Origin of the sequence: Psychrobacillus faecigallinarum, from assembly GCF_014836595.1 — a bacterium.
Classification (GTDB): Bacteria; Bacillota; Bacilli; order Bacillales_A; family Planococcaceae; genus Psychrobacillus; species Psychrobacillus faecigallinarum.
Genome location: NZ_JACSQO010000001.1, coordinates 948349 through 969009 on the forward strand (window position 1 = coordinate 948349; position 20661 = coordinate 969009).

At 39.0% G+C, this 20661-nt stretch carries 22 protein-coding genes, 1 pseudogene and 1 riboswitch; of the genes and pseudogenes, 2 read left to right on the plus strand and 21 right to left on the minus strand.

Annotation, left to right across the window (positions count from 1 at the left end; all coding sequences use genetic code 11):
• The first annotated feature begins 598 nt into the window (after positions 1 to 598).
• Positions 599 to 973 carry a hotdog domain-containing protein gene (locus H9650_RS04580; protein WP_191696671.1) on the plus strand — a complete coding sequence of 125 codons (375 nt, stop codon included), beginning with the start codon at positions 599 to 601 and terminating at the stop codon, positions 971 to 973.
• Positions 974 to 1147: 174 nt separating this feature from the next.
• Here H9650_RS04580 and H9650_RS04585 read toward each other — a convergent pair whose 3' ends face one another.
• The 20 genes from H9650_RS04585 to speE all read right to left on the minus strand — a co-directional run bounded on the left by H9650_RS04585 (position 1148) and on the right by speE (position 18082).
• Positions 1148 to 1810 (minus strand): hypothetical protein, encoded by a 663-nt coding sequence (locus tag H9650_RS04585; RefSeq protein WP_191696672.1) that lies wholly within the window; start codon positions 1808 to 1810, stop codon positions 1148 to 1150.
• Positions 1803 to 2285: an ECF transporter S component gene (locus tag H9650_RS04590; RefSeq protein WP_191696673.1), complete on the minus strand. Its 483-nt coding sequence runs from the start codon at positions 2283 to 2285 to the stop codon at positions 1803 to 1805. The genes H9650_RS04585 and H9650_RS04590 overlap by 8 nt, the downstream gene beginning before the upstream one ends.
• A 5-nt stretch (positions 2286 to 2290) precedes the next feature.
• Positions 2291 to 2881, minus strand: a complete 591-nt coding sequence (locus tag H9650_RS04595; protein ID WP_154311515.1) for a cob(I)yrinic acid a,c-diamide adenosyltransferase — start codon at positions 2879 to 2881, stop codon at positions 2291 to 2293.
• A 5-nt stretch (positions 2882 to 2886) separates the two neighbouring features.
• Positions 2887 to 3267: a bifunctional adenosylcobinamide kinase/adenosylcobinamide-phosphate guanylyltransferase gene (locus H9650_RS04600; RefSeq protein ID WP_154311516.1), complete on the minus strand. Its 381-nt coding sequence runs from the start codon at positions 3265 to 3267 to the stop codon at positions 2887 to 2889.
• Positions 3219 to 3818, minus strand: coding sequence for a histidine phosphatase family protein (locus tag H9650_RS04605; protein WP_154311518.1), 600 nt, complete (start codon positions 3816 to 3818; stop codon positions 3219 to 3221). The genes H9650_RS04600 and H9650_RS04605 overlap by 49 nt, the downstream gene beginning before the upstream one ends.
• Positions 3788 to 4537, minus strand: a complete 750-nt coding sequence (gene cobS / locus H9650_RS04610) for an adenosylcobinamide-GDP ribazoletransferase (RefSeq protein ID WP_154311519.1) — start codon at positions 4535 to 4537, stop codon at positions 3788 to 3790. Before cobS ends, H9650_RS04605 begins: the two co-directional genes overlap by 31 nt.
• A gap of 9 nt (positions 4538 to 4546) precedes the next feature.
• On the minus strand, positions 4547 to 5077 hold the full coding sequence (locus H9650_RS04615; RefSeq protein WP_154311521.1) for a bifunctional adenosylcobinamide kinase/adenosylcobinamide-phosphate guanylyltransferase: 531 nt from the start codon (positions 5075 to 5077) through the stop codon (positions 4547 to 4549).
• On the minus strand, positions 5050 to 6126 hold the full coding sequence (locus H9650_RS04620; RefSeq protein WP_191696674.1) for a pyridoxal phosphate-dependent aminotransferase: 1077 nt from the start codon (positions 6124 to 6126) through the stop codon (positions 5050 to 5052). Before H9650_RS04620 ends, H9650_RS04615 begins: the two co-directional genes overlap by 28 nt.
• Positions 6113 to 7069, minus strand: a complete 957-nt coding sequence (cbiB, locus tag H9650_RS04625) for an adenosylcobinamide-phosphate synthase CbiB (protein ID WP_191696675.1) — start codon at positions 7067 to 7069, stop codon at positions 6113 to 6115. The genes H9650_RS04620 and cbiB overlap by 14 nt, the downstream gene beginning before the upstream one ends.
• A 1-nt stretch (position 7070) precedes the next feature.
• Positions 7071 to 8540 (minus strand): adenosylcobinamide amidohydrolase, encoded by a 1470-nt coding sequence (locus H9650_RS04630; protein ID WP_151111404.1) that lies wholly within the window; start codon positions 8538 to 8540, stop codon positions 7071 to 7073.
• 1 nt (position 8541) lies between these two features.
• Entirely contained in the window at positions 8542 to 9525 is a 984-nt protein-coding gene (locus H9650_RS04635) for a FecCD family ABC transporter permease (protein ID WP_186318228.1), read from the minus strand.
• A gap of 4 nt (positions 9526 to 9529) precedes the next feature.
• Positions 9530 to 10483, minus strand: coding sequence for an ABC transporter substrate-binding protein (locus H9650_RS04640; protein ID WP_151111406.1), 954 nt, complete (start codon positions 10481 to 10483; stop codon positions 9530 to 9532).
• A gap of 117 nt (positions 10484 to 10600) precedes the next feature.
• A riboswitch (cobalamin riboswitch) is annotated at positions 10601 to 10742 on the minus strand.
• A gap of 156 nt (positions 10743 to 10898) precedes the next feature.
• Positions 10899 to 11579: a DUF1963 domain-containing protein gene (locus H9650_RS04645; protein WP_154311529.1), complete on the minus strand. Its 681-nt coding sequence runs from the start codon at positions 11577 to 11579 to the stop codon at positions 10899 to 10901.
• Between the two features lie 30 nt (positions 11580 to 11609).
• The gene (locus tag H9650_RS04650) at positions 11610 to 12239 is read right to left on the minus strand and encodes an immunity protein Imm33 domain-containing protein (protein ID WP_151111411.1); all 630 of its coding nucleotides are present in this window, start codon (positions 12237 to 12239) and stop codon (positions 11610 to 11612) included.
• 152 nt (positions 12240 to 12391) lie between these two features.
• Positions 12392 to 12613, minus strand: coding sequence for a helix-turn-helix domain-containing protein (locus tag H9650_RS04655; RefSeq protein ID WP_144539767.1), 222 nt, complete (start codon positions 12611 to 12613; stop codon positions 12392 to 12394).
• A 9-nt stretch (positions 12614 to 12622) separates the two neighbouring features.
• Positions 12623 to 13105 carry a DUF2975 domain-containing protein gene (locus H9650_RS04660; RefSeq protein WP_144539769.1) on the minus strand — a complete coding sequence of 161 codons (483 nt, stop codon included), beginning with the start codon at positions 13103 to 13105 and terminating at the stop codon, positions 12623 to 12625.
• A 259-nt stretch (positions 13106 to 13364) separates the two neighbouring features.
• On the minus strand, positions 13365 to 15032 hold the full coding sequence (gene argS, locus H9650_RS04665; RefSeq protein ID WP_151111413.1) for an arginine--tRNA ligase: 1668 nt from the start codon (positions 15030 to 15032) through the stop codon (positions 13365 to 13367).
• Positions 15033 to 15452 (minus strand): DUF1934 domain-containing protein, encoded by a 420-nt coding sequence (locus tag H9650_RS04670; RefSeq protein WP_151111415.1) that lies wholly within the window; start codon positions 15450 to 15452, stop codon positions 15033 to 15035. It abuts the gene before it with no gap.
• A gap of 919 nt (positions 15453 to 16371) precedes the next feature.
• Positions 16372 to 17244, minus strand: coding sequence for an agmatinase (gene speB / locus H9650_RS04675; RefSeq protein WP_144539775.1), 873 nt, complete (start codon positions 17242 to 17244; stop codon positions 16372 to 16374).
• Between the two features lie 4 nt (positions 17245 to 17248).
• Positions 17249 to 18082 (minus strand): spermidine synthase, encoded by an 834-nt coding sequence (gene speE / locus H9650_RS04680; protein ID WP_144539777.1) that lies wholly within the window; start codon positions 18080 to 18082, stop codon positions 17249 to 17251.
• 167 nt (positions 18083 to 18249) lie between these two features.
• Between speE and H9650_RS04685 the strand changes: the two genes are divergently transcribed.
• Positions 18250 to 20334 carry a transglycosylase domain-containing protein gene (locus tag H9650_RS04685; RefSeq protein ID WP_144539779.1) on the plus strand — a complete coding sequence of 695 codons (2085 nt, stop codon included), beginning with the start codon at positions 18250 to 18252 and terminating at the stop codon, positions 20332 to 20334.
• Between the two features lie 57 nt (positions 20335 to 20391).
• Here H9650_RS04685 and H9650_RS04690 read toward each other — a convergent pair.
• Positions 20392 to 20628 (minus strand): annotated as a pseudogene (locus H9650_RS04690) (IS5/IS1182 family transposase); the annotation flags it as partial.
• Between the last annotated feature and the right edge of the window lie 33 nt (positions 20629 to 20661).

Consider the following 20661-nt stretch of genomic DNA (forward strand, 5'->3'; position numbering starts at 1 on the left):
ACAAGCAAATGAGAAAAAGCGAGGAGGCAGTTCTTCAGCCACCGGAGCTTTAACTCATTTGACCTCGAGGGGCAAGGCGCTGGAGCTAGACAGATAGAAAAGCGCAAGCGCCTATATCTGCCCTGACAAGCAAATGAGAAAAAGCGAGGAGGCAGTCCCTCAGCCACCGGAGCTTTTATCCATTTGACCTCGAGGGGCAAGGCACTGGAGCTAGAATTTACTTTCTTGAATATGAACAAAAAGTGTACCTAATCACCCTCCTTTTATCGGCAGAGAGTCTTATAGATTAACTTTTTTCAACGCTCCCCTATATTTTTTTCGCGGTGTTTAGCATTAGAATGTTTTTTCCCCCTTTTAAAAAAAATTAAATTTAGCATTTTTATTACACATGAGGAAAAAGAGAAAAATCCGATTACTAGCGAAGAAGTCGTATCGGACGGGTCTCAATTACATCATTGTTTGAATTTCGTAGTTTAGATAGGCGGTGAAGTAAAATAATAGTTAAGAATTATATTTCTAATAGCTATAATGGTAGAATTTAAATTGGTTTATATTGGAATTAATTGATAAGGAAAAATTCTTTTTAAAGGAGGATAATATGTCATTAAGAGTTGGAGAAATAATTAGATTTGAAAGAACTTTTACATTAGAAGATGTGGAATTATTTACAAAGGTTTCAGGTGATGAGGGGATTCATCATATGAAACCAGATGAACAAGGAAGAGTAGTGGTTCAAGGGTTAATGACTGCTACATTACCAACAAAAGTAGGTGGTGATAACAATGTGCTAGCTCGGAACATGAATTTTGAGTTTTTAAAACCTGTATATACTGGCGACACAATAATTTGTGAGGTAACTATTGAAAAATTCGAAAAGCAGGAAAATAGAACGTCCATTGTTGCATCCTTTATATGCTACAATCAAAATGACATTCTAGTGCTTAGAGGCAATTTTTCAGGAGTGATACTATAATATTTATAGCTTAATTTCTCTTTTCAAAACGAGAATTTAAGCTTTTTTATTTGATGTCTTTAGTAACTGAGACATCAAATAAAAAAGAAGCAGTCCATTTCAATTATGAAATAGACTGCAAAAGAAATTTTATTCATGAAAACGGAATTTGTTTTTCAATAGATTGCAAGTCTTCTATTTAATGGCTTGAAAGTGTTTTCCAAAATGTAATTTAGCTTCCTGTTCTCTCGTCGGACTAATACCTAAAAGAACAGTCGTTGCTGGACCAGCTGAAATATTTAAATTCCATCCATCTAGATAGCCCTCGATTCCTAACCGGTTACATTCTCCTGCGATACCTGTAGAGCCAACTGGCCAAACTGCATGAACCAATCCTGACTTCATTGCTTCCCAGATTTTCATTAAGTCTGCGATAGCTTGTATTTCTTTTATTACTTCTTCTCCAACACATGGTTTTCCGTAGGCATACCACTGAAAATCATGAAATTCTTCTAGTTGTTTTTCACCAATCATGGATAGGGCCATGGCAGATTGCAAAGTTTCCATATTCGTTTCGCTGCTCCCTGTTATTATGGGGCATTCCTCAGCAATCTCATCAAATAATCGTTTAATCCCTTTTATATATTTACTCCAGCTTTCGCTTCCAGAAAAGTTATGTACGATAATCGTTTGTGGAAATGCTTTAGCTGCCCATTGCTCCAATATGGTTACTCTAGCTGCAAAGTAAGCAACTACTTCATCCGATATATGCACTACATCTTTTTCCTTTTCTCCTATTGCTGCTGAGTTATCAGTTGTAAGCACCAGCCCGTTAGGCAATAAAATTGCGTTACGCATGTGTCTTTACTCGTTCCATTACTTTTTCAACAACAGGTGAAACGATCATGGCAATGGAAGCATTTAATATGGTCGCCAATGTGATGCCTGGTAATGCGCCAATGAAGAATGCAGGTGAAATAATCCAATAGAATGGTAAAGTGGCCAGTACACTATTTGCAACGATAAAGAAAACCCATTTCCAAAAGTGATATCCCTTTTGATGGAGTTTTGTAAAGACAAATAGGATAACAAACATCTCTAGAGCTATGATGATATGTAGTGGCCCCAATGGGAAACCGGCTGACAAGGAAGAGGCCAGATGACCTACTAGAGAGGCAGCACCCGCGTATACGGGAGGTAAGAATAGAGATGAAATAAGTGCAGGCACTGTGTCTAGTGCCGCACTCCCGATTCCTACAGGAATTTTTATTAAAGCCCCTATAGCTGATAGGGCTGCAAACATTGCAGCAAGTGTTAATAATCGAAGTTTCATCTAAATTATTCCCCTTCTTTTTTCTCACTACCAACGTTTTTAAACACTTTTGCACTTCTTACATATTCCACATCACTTACATTTTCTCGAACATTTGCTACTCGTGCTGCTGCAAATAAATAGTCAGATAAACGATTTAAGTAGCGTTGAACAACAGAAGGCACATCCTCTTCTGTCTTAGACAAAGTGACCGTTAAACGTTCCGCACGACGAGTGATAGTGCGAGCAATATGAAGTGTAGCTGCAGCAGGGGTTCCTCCTGGAAGGATGAATCTCTCTAGTACTGGTCCTTCCTCTACAAGTACATCAATTCGTTTTTCCATTGCTTCTATTGCCTCGTCAGTCATTTTATAAATACGACGATTGGATACATTTGCTAAATCTCCTCCACAGTCAAATAACTCATGCTGAATCGTTTCCAAATCCTCTAAAATGTCCTTGAATTTAACTGTATCTAGCTCTGTCACCGCTTTTCCGATGAAGGAGTTTAACTCGTCTATCGTTCCATAAGCCTCTACACGAATATCGTCTTTATCGGTTCTGCCTCCTATTAAACCTGTTTGCCCCTTGTCACCTGTTTTTGTATAAATTTTCAATATGATCATCTCCCTTTTATAGTTTGTGGTATACCATACCAAATACGTGTGACACTTTCTGCAACTGCAAAAAGCTGCTGATAAAATCTCCCCACATCATCCCTTAGCTTTCGCATACTGGCTTCCATCGGAACAATGCCTCTTCCTATTTCAGTAGCAACAACATAAATCTCTTTTTCCTCGTCCCATTGCTTCAACTGGGAAAACCACTTATTTAACTGATTTTCTTGAATATTTTCAAATCCTGTAACTGCCAACACTTCTATATTAGGCAAAATTGCTGGGATCTCCTCTTCTGCATTTATCCATTGAACATTTTGACCAGCTAGCTGTTTCTCTACAAAAGCTCTTTTTCCATTAAATGCTCCACCGAAAATGATATGCAATGTTTTCCCTCCATTACTTCTTGTTTATCCTTCCAATGCAATAGATAAGCGCTTCCGTGTGGCACTTCCCATTCCCAAAAGCTTTTGGTGCTATTAACAAATTTACTCAGCAAAGCTCGAATTGGCCCACCATGTGTAATAATGATTACAGGATTAGATTGAGAAATTCCATCATAAAATCCTTCGATCACCCGAGATTCTAGTTGCTGTAGCGATTCCCCTTCAGGAGGAGCAATACGATAAAAATCCTCTAGCCAGGTCTGGTACTTTTCATTGTCCTTTAATTCCTTGTACGTCTTCTTCTCCCAAATACCAAAGGAACACTCTCTAAGCTTTGCACTTCCTATATAAGAAACATCATTAAATAGTATTTCAGCAGTCTGTCGGCATCGAAGTAAATCGCTGCCAAACACTTGCTTAGCTTCCCCTAACCTATTGACTGCCTTAAGACCAGACATAATGGGTTCGTCTGTCCAGCCAATATATTTTTTGTGGACATTTCCCAGTGTCGGAAAATGCCTTACGAGAGTAACAGTAAAAGCGTTATCCATAATATGACCTCCGTAAGCTCTAAGCTGGCTCCGAGTAAATCACCTGTGATTCCCCCGAAATTTTTTAACGACCAACTACGGTATATGCAAATGAATAGAATTAACACAATCAAAAGAGTCATCGCAATCAACCAATATGTCATTAGCCCAATCAGACAAATGGCTATAAACAAAAAACTCGCTGTCAGAGGTATAATTGTTTGAACGTGTAGCTTTTGTTTAAAAAAATGGGCAAGGCCGCTCTCTTTAGCATTTTCCGTCATTCCAAATAGAATCACAAGAACCACTCTTGATAAAAAAGGAATAATGATAATAAATAGGAAGTGAAAGCTTTCAGCAGACAATACCTCAGATATAATGATTATTTTGCCTACAATCAATAAAACAGTCGCCATTACACCGAAAGCCCCAACCCGAGGGTCGTCTAATATTTCCATTCGCTTTGCTTGTTCTCTGTAGGAAAAGTAAGCATCTGAAGTATCGATGAACCCATCCATATGGAGTCCACCTGACAACAGGATTCCTAGACTTACAACAGCAAATGCGGTCATTAACGAGCTCCAATCAAAGTAGATGGGCAAACAAGCAATTGATCCAATGACTGCTCCTATCCAAGGAAAGAAACTATACATTCCCGTTATATGTCTCTTTTCCATCGGAAGACTTTTTTGAATTGGGACTACGGTAAAAAATTGAAATGCTAGTAGCAAGCTATTCATTACTCCACCTCATTTCCATTGATGACCTAACCCATATTCCATTTCATATGCTTCATCAGCGTTTATAACTAACCTTTGGTGAATCCGACCAATCCATTGCTGATATCGAACCACGCTTTCATAGATAGAAAGATGCTCATCTAGTACTTCATTTGAAACAATCACCATCACCTTAACCTTTTCTAGCAAACGGTCAATTGTTTCAAATAGCCGCTTCTCGACCTGTTCCATATTACTCACATACAGTTCGTTCGCTAACCAAGTCGTGACACAGTCCCAAAGAATTCCGTCATCCTGCTTTATAACTGCCGTTAGTTGCTCAAAATGTCTCGATTGCTCGATTGTAACCCATTCCACAGGATAACTAGCTCGGTCTCTTTGGTGATACTCAATTCTTTGCTCCATTTCTTTGTCTGTTGCTACACCAGAAGCAACGTAGACGTTACGTAGTGCCTGCTCATTCATCAGATATTGCTCCGCAAAGTTGCTTTTTCCGCTCCGCACTCCACCTGTTATGAAGACGAGTTTTCCTCGAACCATGAGGTCATCTCCTTCTTTAATTGCTCCATTTGTTCTTCTTTCTTCATACCCACTCGAAACCAATCACCGTCTAGACCCTTAAAGTTTTCGGTATGGCGGAGCACATAGCCTCGAGCTAGTAAATGTTCAAAGAATATCTTCGACTGCAATGGATTAGGTAGCTGGAAGCATAGAAAATTTGTATTAGATGGTAGAACTCTACAATCTAGCTCACCTAAAAATTGTTGAAAATCCTCTCGCGCCTTTATTGCGAAGTCAACTGTTCTCTGTCTATACTTTGTCTCCATGAAGCACTGGGCTCCAATTGTAGTCGCTAATGCATTGCTATTCCAGTGAGGCAGCATTGAGCGAAGACTATTTATAATTTCCTTATTAGCAATTGCATAGCCTAACCGCAGCCCAGGAATTGCATACATTTTAGTCATCGAACGGACGACAATTACATTATTAAAGTTGTTTAAATATGGGATAAAGGATTCCTTTTCGTCTATAAAATCTAAAAAAGCCTCATCCAAAACCAAATCACAGTTATACCTTTTAGCATGATTCGCTATCTGTATAATCTCTTCTAATGGAATCAGGTAGCCAGTAGGATTATTCGGTCGGCATATATAAATTACATCAGCCTTCTCAAGCTCACTAAGAACCTCCTCTATCGGAAGCTTACCGATAGCTATAATCTCCTTAATGGATGTTTGATATGGTGCTAGCGTAGCCTCATATTCAGAGAACGTTGGATGGATAATCAATGCTTTTTTGTGCTGATACCGGATAGCTATGGTTGCAAAAATTTCTGCTGCACCATTTCCAATAAGTATTTGTTCAGAGCTTACACCGTGATAATTTGCAGCTGCAGTCAGGAAGGGCTCGCCCTGCGGATGAGGATACTTAGTTATTAGGTCTCTATATGATACCCACTGCTCCTTAACAAAATCTGGAGGACCTAGAGGGTTCACATTTTCACTATAATCTATCACTGTCTCAGGCATAGACATGTTCAAGCGCTGATATAATTGTTGAGCATTTGCTCCGTGACTAGGTAACAACAAGTATTAAACCTCCTATCACTGTCATCCCAAACCAAAAAAGAAGGACAGCTGTGTGTAAATGTGAAATGGCTCCTAATATATGTCTGGCACTTAGTGAGACCTCTTTGCTTCCCATTAATGCACGATTAGAAACTATCCCTTTATATGTATTTCTTCCGCCAAGCTGTATACCTAGCTGATAAGCAGTGGCAGCTTCTAAATAGCCGCTATTGGGGCTTGGATGTTTCTTTGCATCTATCAACCAGCGAGTCATTCGATGCTTAAAGGGAAGACTAGTTTCTTTCCTTCCACCAAGCATAATTGCCAACCCAGTTAAACGACTTGGAATATAGTTTGCAATGTCGTCTAGCTTGGCAGCAACATAGCCAAAATCTTTAAATATTTCGTTTTTATAGCCTACCATAGAATCTAATGTATTAATTGCTTTATAAGCCCATAACCCAGGAGCCCCAAATAAAAAGGCAAAAAACAATGGGGCGGTTACTCCATCACTTATATTCTCGGAGACTGTTTCTACCACCCCTCTTGTTATTTCCCCCTCTCCTAGATCTTCAGTGTCTCTTCCAACAATCCAGGAAAGCTTTAAACGAGCAGTGTCTAAATCTCCCTCTATCAAAGGCTTGTGGACCTCCATCGCTGCAACCTTCAAGCTTTTTTGAGCTAGCCCAGAGGCTATCAAAATACTCTCCACAGCAATTCCAAGGACAATATGAACTGAGTACGCAGTGAACACTAATACTAGAGCAATACTGAATGATAACCCTACTATTATTAGGACTAAAAGTAATCCCTTTACTTTCCTATAACTTCCTTTGTTTAATCGCTTAGTTAATTTTGAGATAAGCGTTCCAATCCACCGAACTGGATGTGGCCAATTTGGTGGATCTCCAATTAATCGATCTAGCAGAAGACCAATTGTTACCGCTAACATATGAGATGACATCTTACACCCATCCCTTTGCCTTTTTGTATATCTGAATAGCTTCAACGGTACATTCAAAGACTCCTTGCCCAATCTTTTTACCAATCTCAGTTATAGGACCTGCATACTCTATATAGGTCCCTTTTTGTGTCGCAGCTATTAATACACTATCTGTCGATGTACCAGTGGCAAGAGTACCCGTCCGAGGATCCATGACTTGTTCATGTGCCATTGCCTTCGTTTTAGCTTCCGTAGCAGTGATGACAGACTGGATAAAAGCCTCCTCCGCAAGCTCTCCATTAATAATAACCCATGTATTGATGGTACCTATGGCGGGGAACATTTCTACTTCGTGAGCTCGCGAAACATCGACTGCATTTCCAACTCCCGCGGTAACCATTACCACAAGACTCCCTAAAGGTGTTACATACTCTTTTATCACAGCGTCTGTAGTCCTGACTGCAGTCATCATGCCTACAGTATCCGCCTCCGATAAACCTCGAGCAGCAAGATAATTTAACATTTCCTCCTGCACATTATCACAGTGATACTGTGCATCTACTCTTCTATTCACGAAATTTCTATACCAGCCACTTCCCGCGTTAATGACTGCAGAAGACCAAGTTTTTAATTGATTTTCTGCCTGAAAAAGGACGTAGTCACCAGTTACTTTAAAGTTGAATGAAGTAATTAGTTGATTGTCTTGTTTTTCATTTACGTCTGGTAAAATAGTTATTTGCGGTTTAGGTCGCTCTGGATGGGGACTAGTACTAACCCTAGCCTCATAAACATTTTCCACTAAACTTTTTTTCACTACCTCTTGGGGCTCCCCGATTACTTTAATGCGCCCCTGGTCCATTAGTAAAAGTCTGTCACAGTATAGCGATGCAAGGTTAATATCATGAAAAATACTAATAATTGTAATGTCATTCTCAATTGCTTGTGTTTTGATTGTATCTAACAGCTGCTTTTGATGAGCGATATCCAAGTGATTCGTCGGTTCATCTAACAACAGTATGGGAGCCTGCTGAGCTAATGCCTGGGCTACAAATACTCTCTGTTGCTCTCCACCAGACAAAAGCTCTAGTAAATGCTTATCGTACTTATCGACGGCAGTCAGTCTCATTGCTTCCTTTATAGCGAATTCATCTTCTGAAGACCATGTAGAAAACCACCCTGATTGATGAGGATAACGACCAAGTGCAACTGTTTCTCGAACGGTATGTGAGAAAGCCTGATTGTGCAGCTGTGGAAGCACAGCCAACTTTTTCGCTAGCTCCTTCGAGGCAAAGGACTTTAACAGCTTACCTTCGATTAGTACCTCTCCAGATGATGGTGTGAGTATGCCACTCATTAGTTTAAGGAGAGTAGATTTTCCACTCCCATTTGGTCCTAATATTCCTAGCATTTCTCCTTTTGATACTTGAAAGGAAACATCCTCCACTACTAGCTTTTGATCGTAGCCACCAGAAATATTTTTTACTTCTAGCAAGTTAAGCGCCTCCTTTTTTACGTTGTCTAAAGAAGATAAAAGCAAAAACAGGTGCCCCTATAAACGCAGTAATTACCCCTATTGGAAGCTCTGTTGGAGAAATAATCGTACGGGATACAAGATCACAAATGATCAATAAAGAAGCTCCATTTATAAAGCTCAAAGGAAGCACGTGCCGGTTATCGGAGCCAAATAAAAGTCTAGTCATATGTGGCACTACCAATCCAACAAAACCAATGGTTCCAGACACTGATACGGCTGTGCCTGTAAGCATTGACCCACCAATTAATATCATCATTTTACGCTTCTTTACATCCACACCTAGATGCTGTGCTCGTTCTTCTCCAAAGAGCATGGCATTTAGCTCCCTACGATTTAACCATAGTAATAGGGAACCGATTACCATGAATGGCAATGCCATCTGAACATAGCTCCAGCCCCTCATAGATACACTGCCTAACAGCCAACCAATAATTTGCCGTAGCTCTTCACCTGTCAGAGCAATCATTAAGGAAATGACTGAGCCAAGAAATGAGCTAAATATAATACCTGTTAAAATAATCGTTTCCATTTTCATCGCGCGATCTACTAGCCTTGCGAAGGAAATAACGATGAGCATTGTAACTAATGCCCCTACCATACTGAAAACAGGCAAGGTGAACATTCCTAAGAAAGGTACCGAAATTCCAAAAAAGAGTGTAGCCACTGCACCAACAGATGCTCCGGACGACACTCCCAGTGTATAAGGGTCGGCTAGTGGGTTTTTAAGCAGGCTTTGAAAGGCCGCTCCCGCTATTGCCAGGGATGCTCCGACTAATCCTGCGAGTATAACCCGCGGCATGCGAATCTTCCATACTATATTAGTTGCAATCGCATCTGTTCCTGTATCCCATAAAGTACTGATCGGCACCTTTACAGATCCGACCGATACACCTAGCCAAATGGCTACAGCCAACGTAGCCAGTGACAGGATGTAACCGATCATTGATTTACTCACTAAATGCCTCCGGATAGATAGCCTTCGCCACTTCCTCTAAACCTTCTACTAAACGTGGACCTTGGCGACTTGTGGTATCCTCATCCACTTGTACTACTGCATTATTTTTAATAGCTGTCACTGTATCGAAACCATCACGTTGCTTGACCTTTTCAACAATGCCATCCACGTAATCATACGTGATTAACATAACATCAGGATTACGACTTACAATTTCTTCTGGGCTGACTTGGAACCAGCCCTCTTGGTCAGCCATGATATTTTCTGCGTTGACCATCGTTAGAATTTCTTGCATAAATGTATTATTACCAGGAGTATAGATCTCAGGCACATCTGAGGTTTCTACAAAAACTGTTTTCTTTGTTTCTACTTTTGAAACTTTTTCTTGAATTTCGTCAACCTTTGCCTTCATATCCTTTATAATGGCCTGTGCTTCCTCATTCTTGCCTGTTGCACGACCAATCTGCTCGATGGATGTATAGGTTAAGTTAAAATCCTTTGCATCCTGTACTACATAAACCTTTACACCAGAATCTCGTAGCTGTTGTAACCCAGCGTCAGCCATTCCTACTACGGACTCATGAGCGAAGACAATATCTGGATTCAAAGAGATAATTTTTTCAATGTTATACTCCATGCCACCAATTTTTTCTTTTTCTAAGGCTTCCTCTGGATAACTCTCGTAATCATTAACGCCGACAATTTCCTCATCAAGCCCTAATGCAAATAGAATTTCCGTATTACTTGGAATCATGGAAATAATGGTCTTCGGAACTTCCTCTAATGTGATTTCTTGGCCTACAGCATCCGTCAATGTAAGCGGAAATGCAGTTTCTGAATTTCCAATTTCTGAACTATCTTCTTTTTCTGATGGAAGTGTCTCTTGCTCATTACATCCAACTAACACAAGCAAGGTCATTCCTATAATTAACCAAAACTTTTTCATCCTTCATTCCTCCTAAAATCAATAAAAAATCTCCCATCCTAGGATGAGAGATAGATAGGTATAAATCTGCCACAAAATACCGATAGCTGACCTACACCAGACCTATCCGCGTAGGTAATGGGTATGCACGTAAGGGCAGGTTTTCTGGCTTATGATGCATATGCATCACTAACAGTGGCGGGACCGCGCTGGACTTTAACCAGCTTCCCTTTTAACTCTAGCAATCCGTAACTAGAGCACCTTTACGCAAAAAATATTCCATTGCTGCTTTGCATTTATTATACCTTATAATTAAATGTTGTCGAGATGGAGACTAGAAGAGAAATTCGAGAAATAAATTAATATCAAGCAATTTTCCGAGTTTAGCGAAACATTAATTCCTTAACCTTGTAATCTATGAGTAATCACTGGACTATTAATAAAAATCGCAGTACACAATCCAATCTTGTTTATCTTGATTGTAGAAAAAATAAAAACTGCCACTATCTACTATATTGAATTGCGCCTTGGCATCAGAGCTTATCTGAAAGACAAACGGATAATCTTCACCATATGAGACTCCGCTCTGTGTATAGGATGGATATCCACCAACCTTGTGCATGGGATAAATATTTTCGACGATATCGTCGTAATACTCTATATCACTCTCCAATTCAAGACGTAAAATTTCATCTTGAATTTCTGGTTCTATATCTTCTGAATCCCATGCTGGGGTATCGTTCTCAACTAATATTGGTTTTAATGGAAAAGACTTCATTCTTGAAGATTGTTCATTTATCTTTTGTATTTCATTAATATTAGTAAAACAATTTATCTTAAAAAAAGAAGCTAAATTTTCTTCAATTAAATGATTATATACATTAAAATCCATATAAACAGTGATTAACTGAATGTTTTTTAGCTCCTTCGGTACATAAGGTAAATTCTTTAGAAATATAGTACATATTGGTTCAAACTGAGGAGATTTATTTTCTCCGCTACCCCACATAACATTTCCTATCCAGCTCTCTCCCAATTCTTCCGTCGGCCGAGATCCTCCTGTTTCAAAAATCGTAGCTCGTTTAAATAGTGATTGTTTTAATTGAGTAATATTCAACGCAATTACCTCCTAAATCTATGTCCAAGCTTATTCACTTAAGTAGGACTCCCAATCATAATCATTTATTTTGTAGAATGCGCCATTGTCATTTCTCTCATATGCACAGAGGGGTAAATCTTCAATAAAAGTTAAAATAGAGTCATCAATATTTAAAATTACCCCTATAGATATATATTGCAGATTTTCATGATTATTTAAAAATTCATCATCTTCATAACCACTTAATACAGACCAACCAGAGTCTTGCTCATCCCTTGGCTCGTCTCTTAACATAAAATTAAATTCATCTCTCTCCAAAACATCTTTGCTCACAATTATTTTTGTGTCAAAATAGTAATCCCATTTGGATGAATATGGATCATTATACTCCGTGTCACAAATATGTTCTGTCCGAAATGATACTTCTTGTCCTCTTTTTAACTCACTTAGATTAAATGGATCATTCGTAAGAATTCCCTTAAAGTTCTCCATATCCCTGTGAGTAATTTCAACCCACATTTTTTCTCCCGCATACCCGTCTGTTCTTGTCTCGATTTCAAAGATTAGTTTGACCATATCTCCTATATTTAAATTACCTATCACTTCTTTGCTAGGAATATAAAAAGTATAGGGTGCATCCTTATTTCTTTTATAGGCACTATCTAAATACCATGGCACTTTGCTTCCTCCTTGCATCGTTATAAGCCTATTCTAACTTGAATATAAAAAAGAGGGCATTAATCCATTGATTAAAGCCCTCCAATGAGTTAGTTCCTAATTTATTACTTCGCGTTTTCAAAAATAATTCCTGCTTATTAAGGGAACTTTACTCATTCGTGAGCTTCTTCATCTCTTTTGTATTCTAAAAGATCCCCAGGCTGGCATTCTAAAGCCTTACAAATTGATTCTAATGTAGAAAGCCTAATTGCTTTAGCTTTACCATTTTTTAATATAGAAAGGTTAGCCATTGTTATTCCAACCCTCTCTGAAAGTTCTGTTACGCTCATTTTTCTTTTAGCCAACATCACATCGATATTAATAATAATCGCCATATTTTCACCTCAGACCGTTAAATCGTTTTCAGATTTTATATGAATAGCTTCTTGTAAAAGTTTTTGGAGAACGGCTGAAAAAACGACAATTACCATAGAGGCAAAAATCATGATAAGCCCGATTACTATAACTCCTGGAGCATCATCCTTCTCTGCCACAAGAAAAAATAGTGGCATGCCTAATACATATAAAGAGCTAATTGCAAGTGCACAGTATTTAATATTCTTTAACGCTCTTACAGATAATTCCGAGAAAGCATTGCCCATATCAATATAATTTAAAAGTTTAAAAGCTTGGTACAAAGCAAAGTAAAAAGGTATAGCCGTTGCATACAAATCGATAAAAACGAGATATTTGAGATATGGAATGTCAGGATATAATTCTTCTGCAAAATTTGCTATTTCAGGCACCAAAAATATACACAAAGCCAGAACGGGAATTCCCATAACAATAACCGCCATCTTTAAAAATAATGTTGTTCCTTTTTTCATAAAAGCACCTCACTTAAATATAATTCAATATAATTATATTATAATATTTATCGTTTTAGAATAAATAAATATTGTTTTTTAAAGTATTTTTATTGATAAATGAAAAAGTGGTGACGAGCAGACATCATTCGGAACATCTTGGCTCAAGTTCTTGCTTTTTATAAACTTGTTATTTTCCTTTTTAATCTGTTTGATTAAACTAATAAACAAACAAAAGAGGCATTAAGAATTGGTTTCTTAATGCCTCTAGGAGTTTTAATTACATTTTTTCTGGAGCAGATACTCCGATTAGTTTTAATGCATTTGCAATTGTTTGGCGTGCAGATGTTACTAGCGCAAGACGTGCTTCTGAAAGAGGCACATTGTCAGCGTTTAGTACTTTGTCTGCATTATAGAAACTGTGGAATGTTGCTGCTAGTTCCTGGATATAGGTTGCTACACGGTGAGGTGCACGAAGTTTCGCAGCATCCGCTACAACTTGTGGGAAGTCACCGATTTTTTTCAATAGATCAAGTTCTTTTTCGCTTTGCAATAACTCCAAGGAATTTGTAGACGCCTTCATTCCTTGTGTTTCTGCAGAACGTAAAATAGAACAAATACGAGCATGTGCGTATTGCGCATAGTACACTGGGTTTTCATTGGATTGAGAAACGGCTAAATCAAGGTCAAAGTCCATATGAGAATCACCGGAACGCATACCGAAGAAATAACGCACAGCGTCTAATCCTACTTCTTCCACAAGCTCACGCATCGTTACAGCTTTACCTGTACGTTTACTCATTTTCATTTTTTCGCCGTCTTTATATAGCTGAACCATTTGGATAACAGATACTTCTAGCTTTTCACGTTCGTATCCAAGTGCCTCAAAAGCAGCCTTCATACGCGGAATGTATCCGTGATGGTCTGCTCCCCAAATATTAATGAGCTGATCGAAGCCACGAGCCAGCTTATTCTCATGGTATGCAATGTCTGGAAGTAAATAAGTGAATGAGCCATCACTTTTAATAAGTACACGATCCTTATCATCTCCAAATGTAGTAGAGCGTAACCAGGTTGCCCCCTCTTCTTCAAAGATATGACCGTTTTCACGTAATTTGTTTAATGCAATATCAATTTTTCCGCCTTCATATAAGGAGGTTTCCGAGAACCAATTGTCAAAGCTTACACGGAAGTCTGATAGATCCTTTTGAAGTTTCGCCAATTCAACTTTTAAACCATGTGTACGGAATGCTTGGAAACGTTCCTCATCTGACATATGAACAAATTTATCCCCATGCTCTTTTGCAATGTCAGCAGCAATATCGATAATGTCTTGTCCTCGATATCCGTCTTCTGGCATTTCCTTTTCCATACCTAATGCTTCAAAATATCGCACTTCAATAGAAACGGCTAAGTTATTGATTTGATTGCCTGCATCATTAATATAATACTCACGAGAAACATCATAGCCGGCAAAGTCCAATACGTTGCATAAGGAATCTCCCACAGAAGCTCCACGAGCATGCCCTAGGTGTAGGTCACCTGTTGGATTGGCAGAAACAAATTCCACTTGAATTTTTTCTCCAGCCCCGGATTTCGTACGTCCGTAATTTTTTTCTTCAGTAAGGACAGCTTTCACAACATCTTGTAAATAATCTTTACGTACTGTAATGTTCATAAACCCTGGACCAGCAATGTCAACTTTCTCCATCATTGTGCCATTCATATTAAGATTTTCAATGATTGCTTCTGCAATTTGACGAGGGTTTTTCTTCGCAATTTTTGTTAATTGCATAGCAATATTTGTTGCGTAGTCGCCATTTGCTTTGTCTTTTGGTGTTTCCAGATGAACAGATGGGAGCTGCTCTTCTGTCACAAGCTCTGCTTTAAGAATTGCTTGTTGTAATGCTTCCTTAATAGATTGTTGTACTTTTTCTACTGCGTTCATTTATTCCGCCTCCGAATATGTTAGTTCTAATTTATATGTACCGACCACTTCTTCATCCACTATTAGTTCATAATGTACTAGAAAATGACCATCCTTGAATTGTAAATGCTTTGTATTTGTTGAAATCATGAAGGTGCCGTAACCTGTGTCATAGCTACCGGTTTGCTGCTCTCCCTTTTGAAATGGAAGACGCATTTTAACGCCACCGCTTCGCAATATTAAAGCAGACTCCTCATGTAATTTGACTGTTGTTCTAACAGCTTTTTCATTCTGCACTTCCTCATAAACTAAATAAGGCTGCTCTCCCTTTAAGGTTAGAACGCCCGTAGTGCGAATGTCAAAGAATTCTTTTTTTGCTTTGGGGTGTTGGATCGTTGATCGTAAACGAACTTCAACTGATTTTTTTAATGGTTCAGACATGGACTTCATCCTTTAGAGCATATTAATGATTTATTTAATTTCTATTGCTTGCTTCCATAGAATATATGGTAGATTTCCGCTTTAGTCGGACGCTTTCCGTGGGGTGAGCGATAAGCCACCACCGCCGCCGCTTGCGCGTCGTTTGTGATGTCTTATCTGTCTCACTCATCCCACTGGAGTCGCCGACTGCCGCTACAATCATAAGATGAGTATATATGAGATTAGCTAGAGTGAAAAAAATTATACGATATCCATCAAATATAAATTGCTTGCATGAATAGAATAGATGGCAGATTTCCGCTTTAGTCGGGCGCTTTTCGTGGGCGATAAGTCATCACCGTCGCTTGCACGTCATTTGTGATGTCTTATCTGCCTCACTCATCCCACTGGAGTCGCCGACTGCCGCTACAATCAACTAAACAATTGTTAGTATTCAAACCTAATTACTAATTATAACTTTTAAAAGAAGTTTGTTAATATAACCTTCATATTATAGCTTAAATTTCGCTTAAGTTACAACTAAACCTTAAACACTATACACTATTAGCAGCTGTTTGTTAGAGTAATGGAATAAATAGTTATAAATATCATTTTAATTTTACTCAATACAAAAAAAGTGATGTCCATTAAAGAACATCACTTTTATACTTTATTAAATTGCACTCCTGCGTACTGATCGTCGCAGATACATTTAGATATTACTTTCTACTTTACCCAGCCTAAAATCATTTCGCGTAGGAGCTTCGATGCAGTGTTTGCGGTTTGCTTCCGCTTCACTTCGTTCAGCTACGCAGAATAAGGGAGACTATTTTCTATTTAATCCATCCTAGTAGCATTTCTCTCATTAGCTTCGATGCAGTGTTGGCGGTTTGCTTCCGCTTCACTTTGTTCAGCTACGCAGAATAATGGAGACTATTTTCTATTTAACCCATCCTAGTAGCATTTCTCTCATTAGCTTCGATGCAGTGTTGGCGGTTTGCTCCGATTGGTCGTAGATTGGGGCTACTTCTACAAGGTCGAAGCCTACTACGTTAACGCCTGAGTTTGCGATAGCATGGATGGAGGCTAGCAGCTCGCGGCTTGTTATTCCTCCACAGTCTACAGTTCCTGTGCCTGGTGCGTGTGCTGGGTCAAGCACATCGATATCAATTGTTACATAGACCGGACGACCCTCTAGTGTCGGAAGTACTTCCTTCAATGGCTCTAGCACTTCAAATTTGGCGATTTGCATGCCATTTTCTTTAGCCCAGTCGAACTCTTCCTTCATTCCAGAACGAATTCCAAATGAGTAGACGTTTTTTGGACCAATATATTCTGCGATTTTACGGATTGGAGTTGAGTGAGATAGTGGCTCTCCTTCATATTCCACACGTAAATCGGTGTGCGCATCCATGTGGATAATTGCTAAATTATCATATTTGTCTGCCACAGCTTTCATTACTGGCCAAGAGACTAAATGCTCTCCGCCCATGCCAACTGGAATTTTCCCATCTTGTAACAATTGACGAATGTAATCACCGATTAGCTCGAGGCTTTTCGCTGCGTTTCCAAATGGAAGTGGGATATCCCCTGCATCGAAATAGTTTACGTCATCTAGCTCTCTATCAAGATATGGCGAATATTCCTCTAGTCCGATAGAAACCTCTCTAATGCGTTGTGGCCCAAAACGAGATCCTGGACGGTAGCTTACTGTCCAGTCCATCGGCATACCATAAATAACTGCCTGAGCTTTTTCGTAGTTTTGCTTACTTTTTATAAATACATTGCCTGAGTATGCTTCATCAAATCGCATTGGCTTACTCTCCTGCAAGGTCTTTCACAAATTTCGGTAAAACGAATGCTGCTTTGTGAAGCTCTTTTGTATAATATTTTGTATCAATATCGAAGAATTGTTCCTCTGGAACCTGTAGTGGATCATATTTCTTCGAGCCAATTGTAAAGCACCAAAGACCACTTGGATACGTAGGAATATTAGCTAAATACATATTTGTAATTGGGAATATTTCCTTTACGTCCTTTTGGACCTGTCGAATTAAGTCTGCCTTAAACCAAGGGTTGTCCGATTGAGCAACAAATAGACCATCTTCTTTTAGTGCCTTAGAAATACCAGCATAGAATCCTTTTGTAAATAGATTTACTGCTGGTCCCACTGGTTCAGTTGAATCTACCATAATAACATCATACTCGTTTTCAGACTCAGCAATATGCATGAAGCCGTCTCCAACCTGCACATCTACACGAGGATTTTCTAATTCACAAGCAATCTCTGGTAAATATTTTTTTGAGTACTCTATTACTTTTCCATCTATATCAACAAGTGTCGCTTTTTTTACTTTTGGATGCTTCATAATTTCACGAATTACTCCACCGTCTCCCCCACCAACAACTAATACGTTTTCTGGGTTTGGATGTGTAAATAAAGGAACATGTGCCACCATTTCATGGTAAACAAACTCATCCTTTTGAGACGTCATAACCATTCCGTCTAAAAAGAGCATGTTACCCCATTCTTCTGTTTCTGCCATTTCTAACAGTTGGAAATCCGTTTGCTCAGTATGAAGTGTGCGTTTCACCTTCATTGTGATGCCAAAATTCTCGGTTTGCTTTTCTGTAAACCAAAATCCAGCCATTTATCTATCTCCTTCCAATACATAATTCTTTTACTTTATCAAAAAAGTAAATACAAAGAAAGTATAGAGGTTTTTGGCAAAAGTGCAATAGTTTTTTGTTTTCCCGTTTAATTTGAATCTATTGTTCTCATACTGTTAGAAACATGGATGAAAACGGGGTGGATTTTTTGAAGCGCTCGCAATATAAAAAGAAGGCAACTCGAAATAAAAGAGTAAAAAGAGTATTTTTGTTAGGAATTGCCGCAAGCTGTGCAGTTTTAAGTGCCCTGGTCACCCTTCGCATTTACGCTCAAATTGTTGGTGCCCCTATAATACAAGTTCCTATTTCCTCTGTTTTTTTAGACAGTCAGGATAATGTTATTGGAGACCGCTTTGAGGATCAACGTAGATACTGGGTATCTCTTGATGAAATGTCGCCTTTCATACCGCAGGCTACTATTTCTGTCGAGGATCAGGAATTTTATGAGCATAATGGATTTGATTATTCTCGGATTGCATCGGCTCTTCTAAAAGACGTAAAGGCTGGCAAAAAAGTAGAGGGAGCCAGTACAATTACTCAGCAATATGCTCGTAATGTATTTTTAACCCACGAGAAATCATGGACTCGTAAATTGAATGAAGCATTATATGCCTATCGGTTAGAAATTTTCTACGAGAAGGATGAACTTTTAGAGGGCTATTTGAACACTGTTTACTTTGGACATGGGATGTACGGAGTAGAGGCTGCAAGCAGGTTTTATTTTGGGAAGAGCGCTAAGTCTTTAACTCTAGCAGAGTCTGCTCTTCTTATGGGAATTCCAAAAGGTCCTACCCATTACTCCCCTTTAGTTAATGAGGAAAAAGCAGTCAATCGTCAAAAGCTAATCTTACAACTTATGAATAATCAGCAGTTTATCACTGCTGAGCAAAAAGAACATGCAAATCAAGAGCATTTTGTATTAAAAACCGAGGAATCAGTAGTTACTAAAAAGACAGCACCATATTTTTTAGAAGAGGTATGGAAGGAAGCAACAAATATTGTAGAGACCAAGGGGCGCCGTATTGAAGAGGGCGGTTGGACGATTACGACCACATTAAATCAAAAGCATCAACAGGCAGCTGAAGAAACTATAAAAAAATGGATGCCTGAGGGCGAGCTACAAATTGGATTCGTCAGCATGGAACCAAAAACAGGTTACATTACTGCTATGGTTGGGGGACGAAGTTTTACAGAAAGTCCCTTCAACCGGGTTACACAGGCAAAAAGACAGCCTGGTTCAACGATTAAACCTTTATTATTTGCGGCTGCTCTAGAAAATGGATTTTCTCCATTAACCTATTTAAAAAGTGAACGAACAATATTTACCTATGATAACGGACGTAGAGAATATGAGCCCAAAAATGTAAATGGAGAGTTTGCTAATCATCCCATTTCCATGGCTCAGGCTATTGCCATCTCTGATAATATCTATGCGGTTAAAACATTAGAGCAAATAGGCTATAAGCCTTTAGAACAGTTGGTCGAGCGCTTTAACATCAATATGGAAATTGACCATACACCTGCCGTTGCCTTAGGAACACCCGAAGTATCCTTACTAGACATGACAAAGGTTTATAACACAATATCGGATAAAGGGGTTCAGATGCAACCAACATATATTACTAAGATTACTGACAATGATGGAAAAGTATTGTATGACGTCACAGAGGAAAAACGTAAGGGTAAGAAGGTGCTATTAGAAGAGGATGCATTTGTTTTGTCTCACTTAATGACAGGAACCTTTGATCCTACCTTTAATGATTACTCCCCGGCAACTGGTATTAGCATTCGTGCAAAACAAACTCGTCCTTACGCGGCTAAATCAGGAACAACAAATACTGACCAATATTTAATTGGCTTCTCCCCTCAGCTTACTACTGGGGTTTGGAACGGCTACGATCAAGGAAAAGCGGTAAGCGATGCCGAAGCAAAGCAGGTGACCAAGCAGGTTTGGATTGAGTTCATGGAGCTGGTTCATCGCGGATTGCCAGAAGAACCGTTTATTGCTCCAGCGGGAGTTCGAGGAGTCATAGTTGACATTGAAACTGGCGGAATTGCAACAGCTGATTGCGATAAGCAGAGACTTATTTACTTAAAGGAGAAGGATGTTCCGAAACAGCTTTGTACAGATCCACGTTTGAAACAGCATACCTTTGAAGATCTTACAGCGGATGAAAACGGAGACAATGATGAGCCATGGTCTATCTTCCCATTCTCCTTCTTTGGAAATTAAAACGTATTAGAAAAAAAAGAGCTGCAAGCATTTTGCAGCTTTTCATTTTGGTTCTTATTACGCCATGGTTGGCGTTTTCCATGTCAAACTGGCTAGTTTCTTAAGATTTAAGTCAGCATCGCCTGCATGGACAATTTTTTTAATTCCTTTAGGGTTGTCCATCGCATACCATGCTTTTCTTTACTCTTTCCATATACTTCTTTCATGGTTGTGTCTCAAGTCCTCAGCTACATCCAGGTAGTCATGCCATATGTGGCGTTGAATCATTTTTTGGTGATTCTTACTATGCGTGCACTATCCTTCCTTTGTGGTTGATCGGTATGTAAG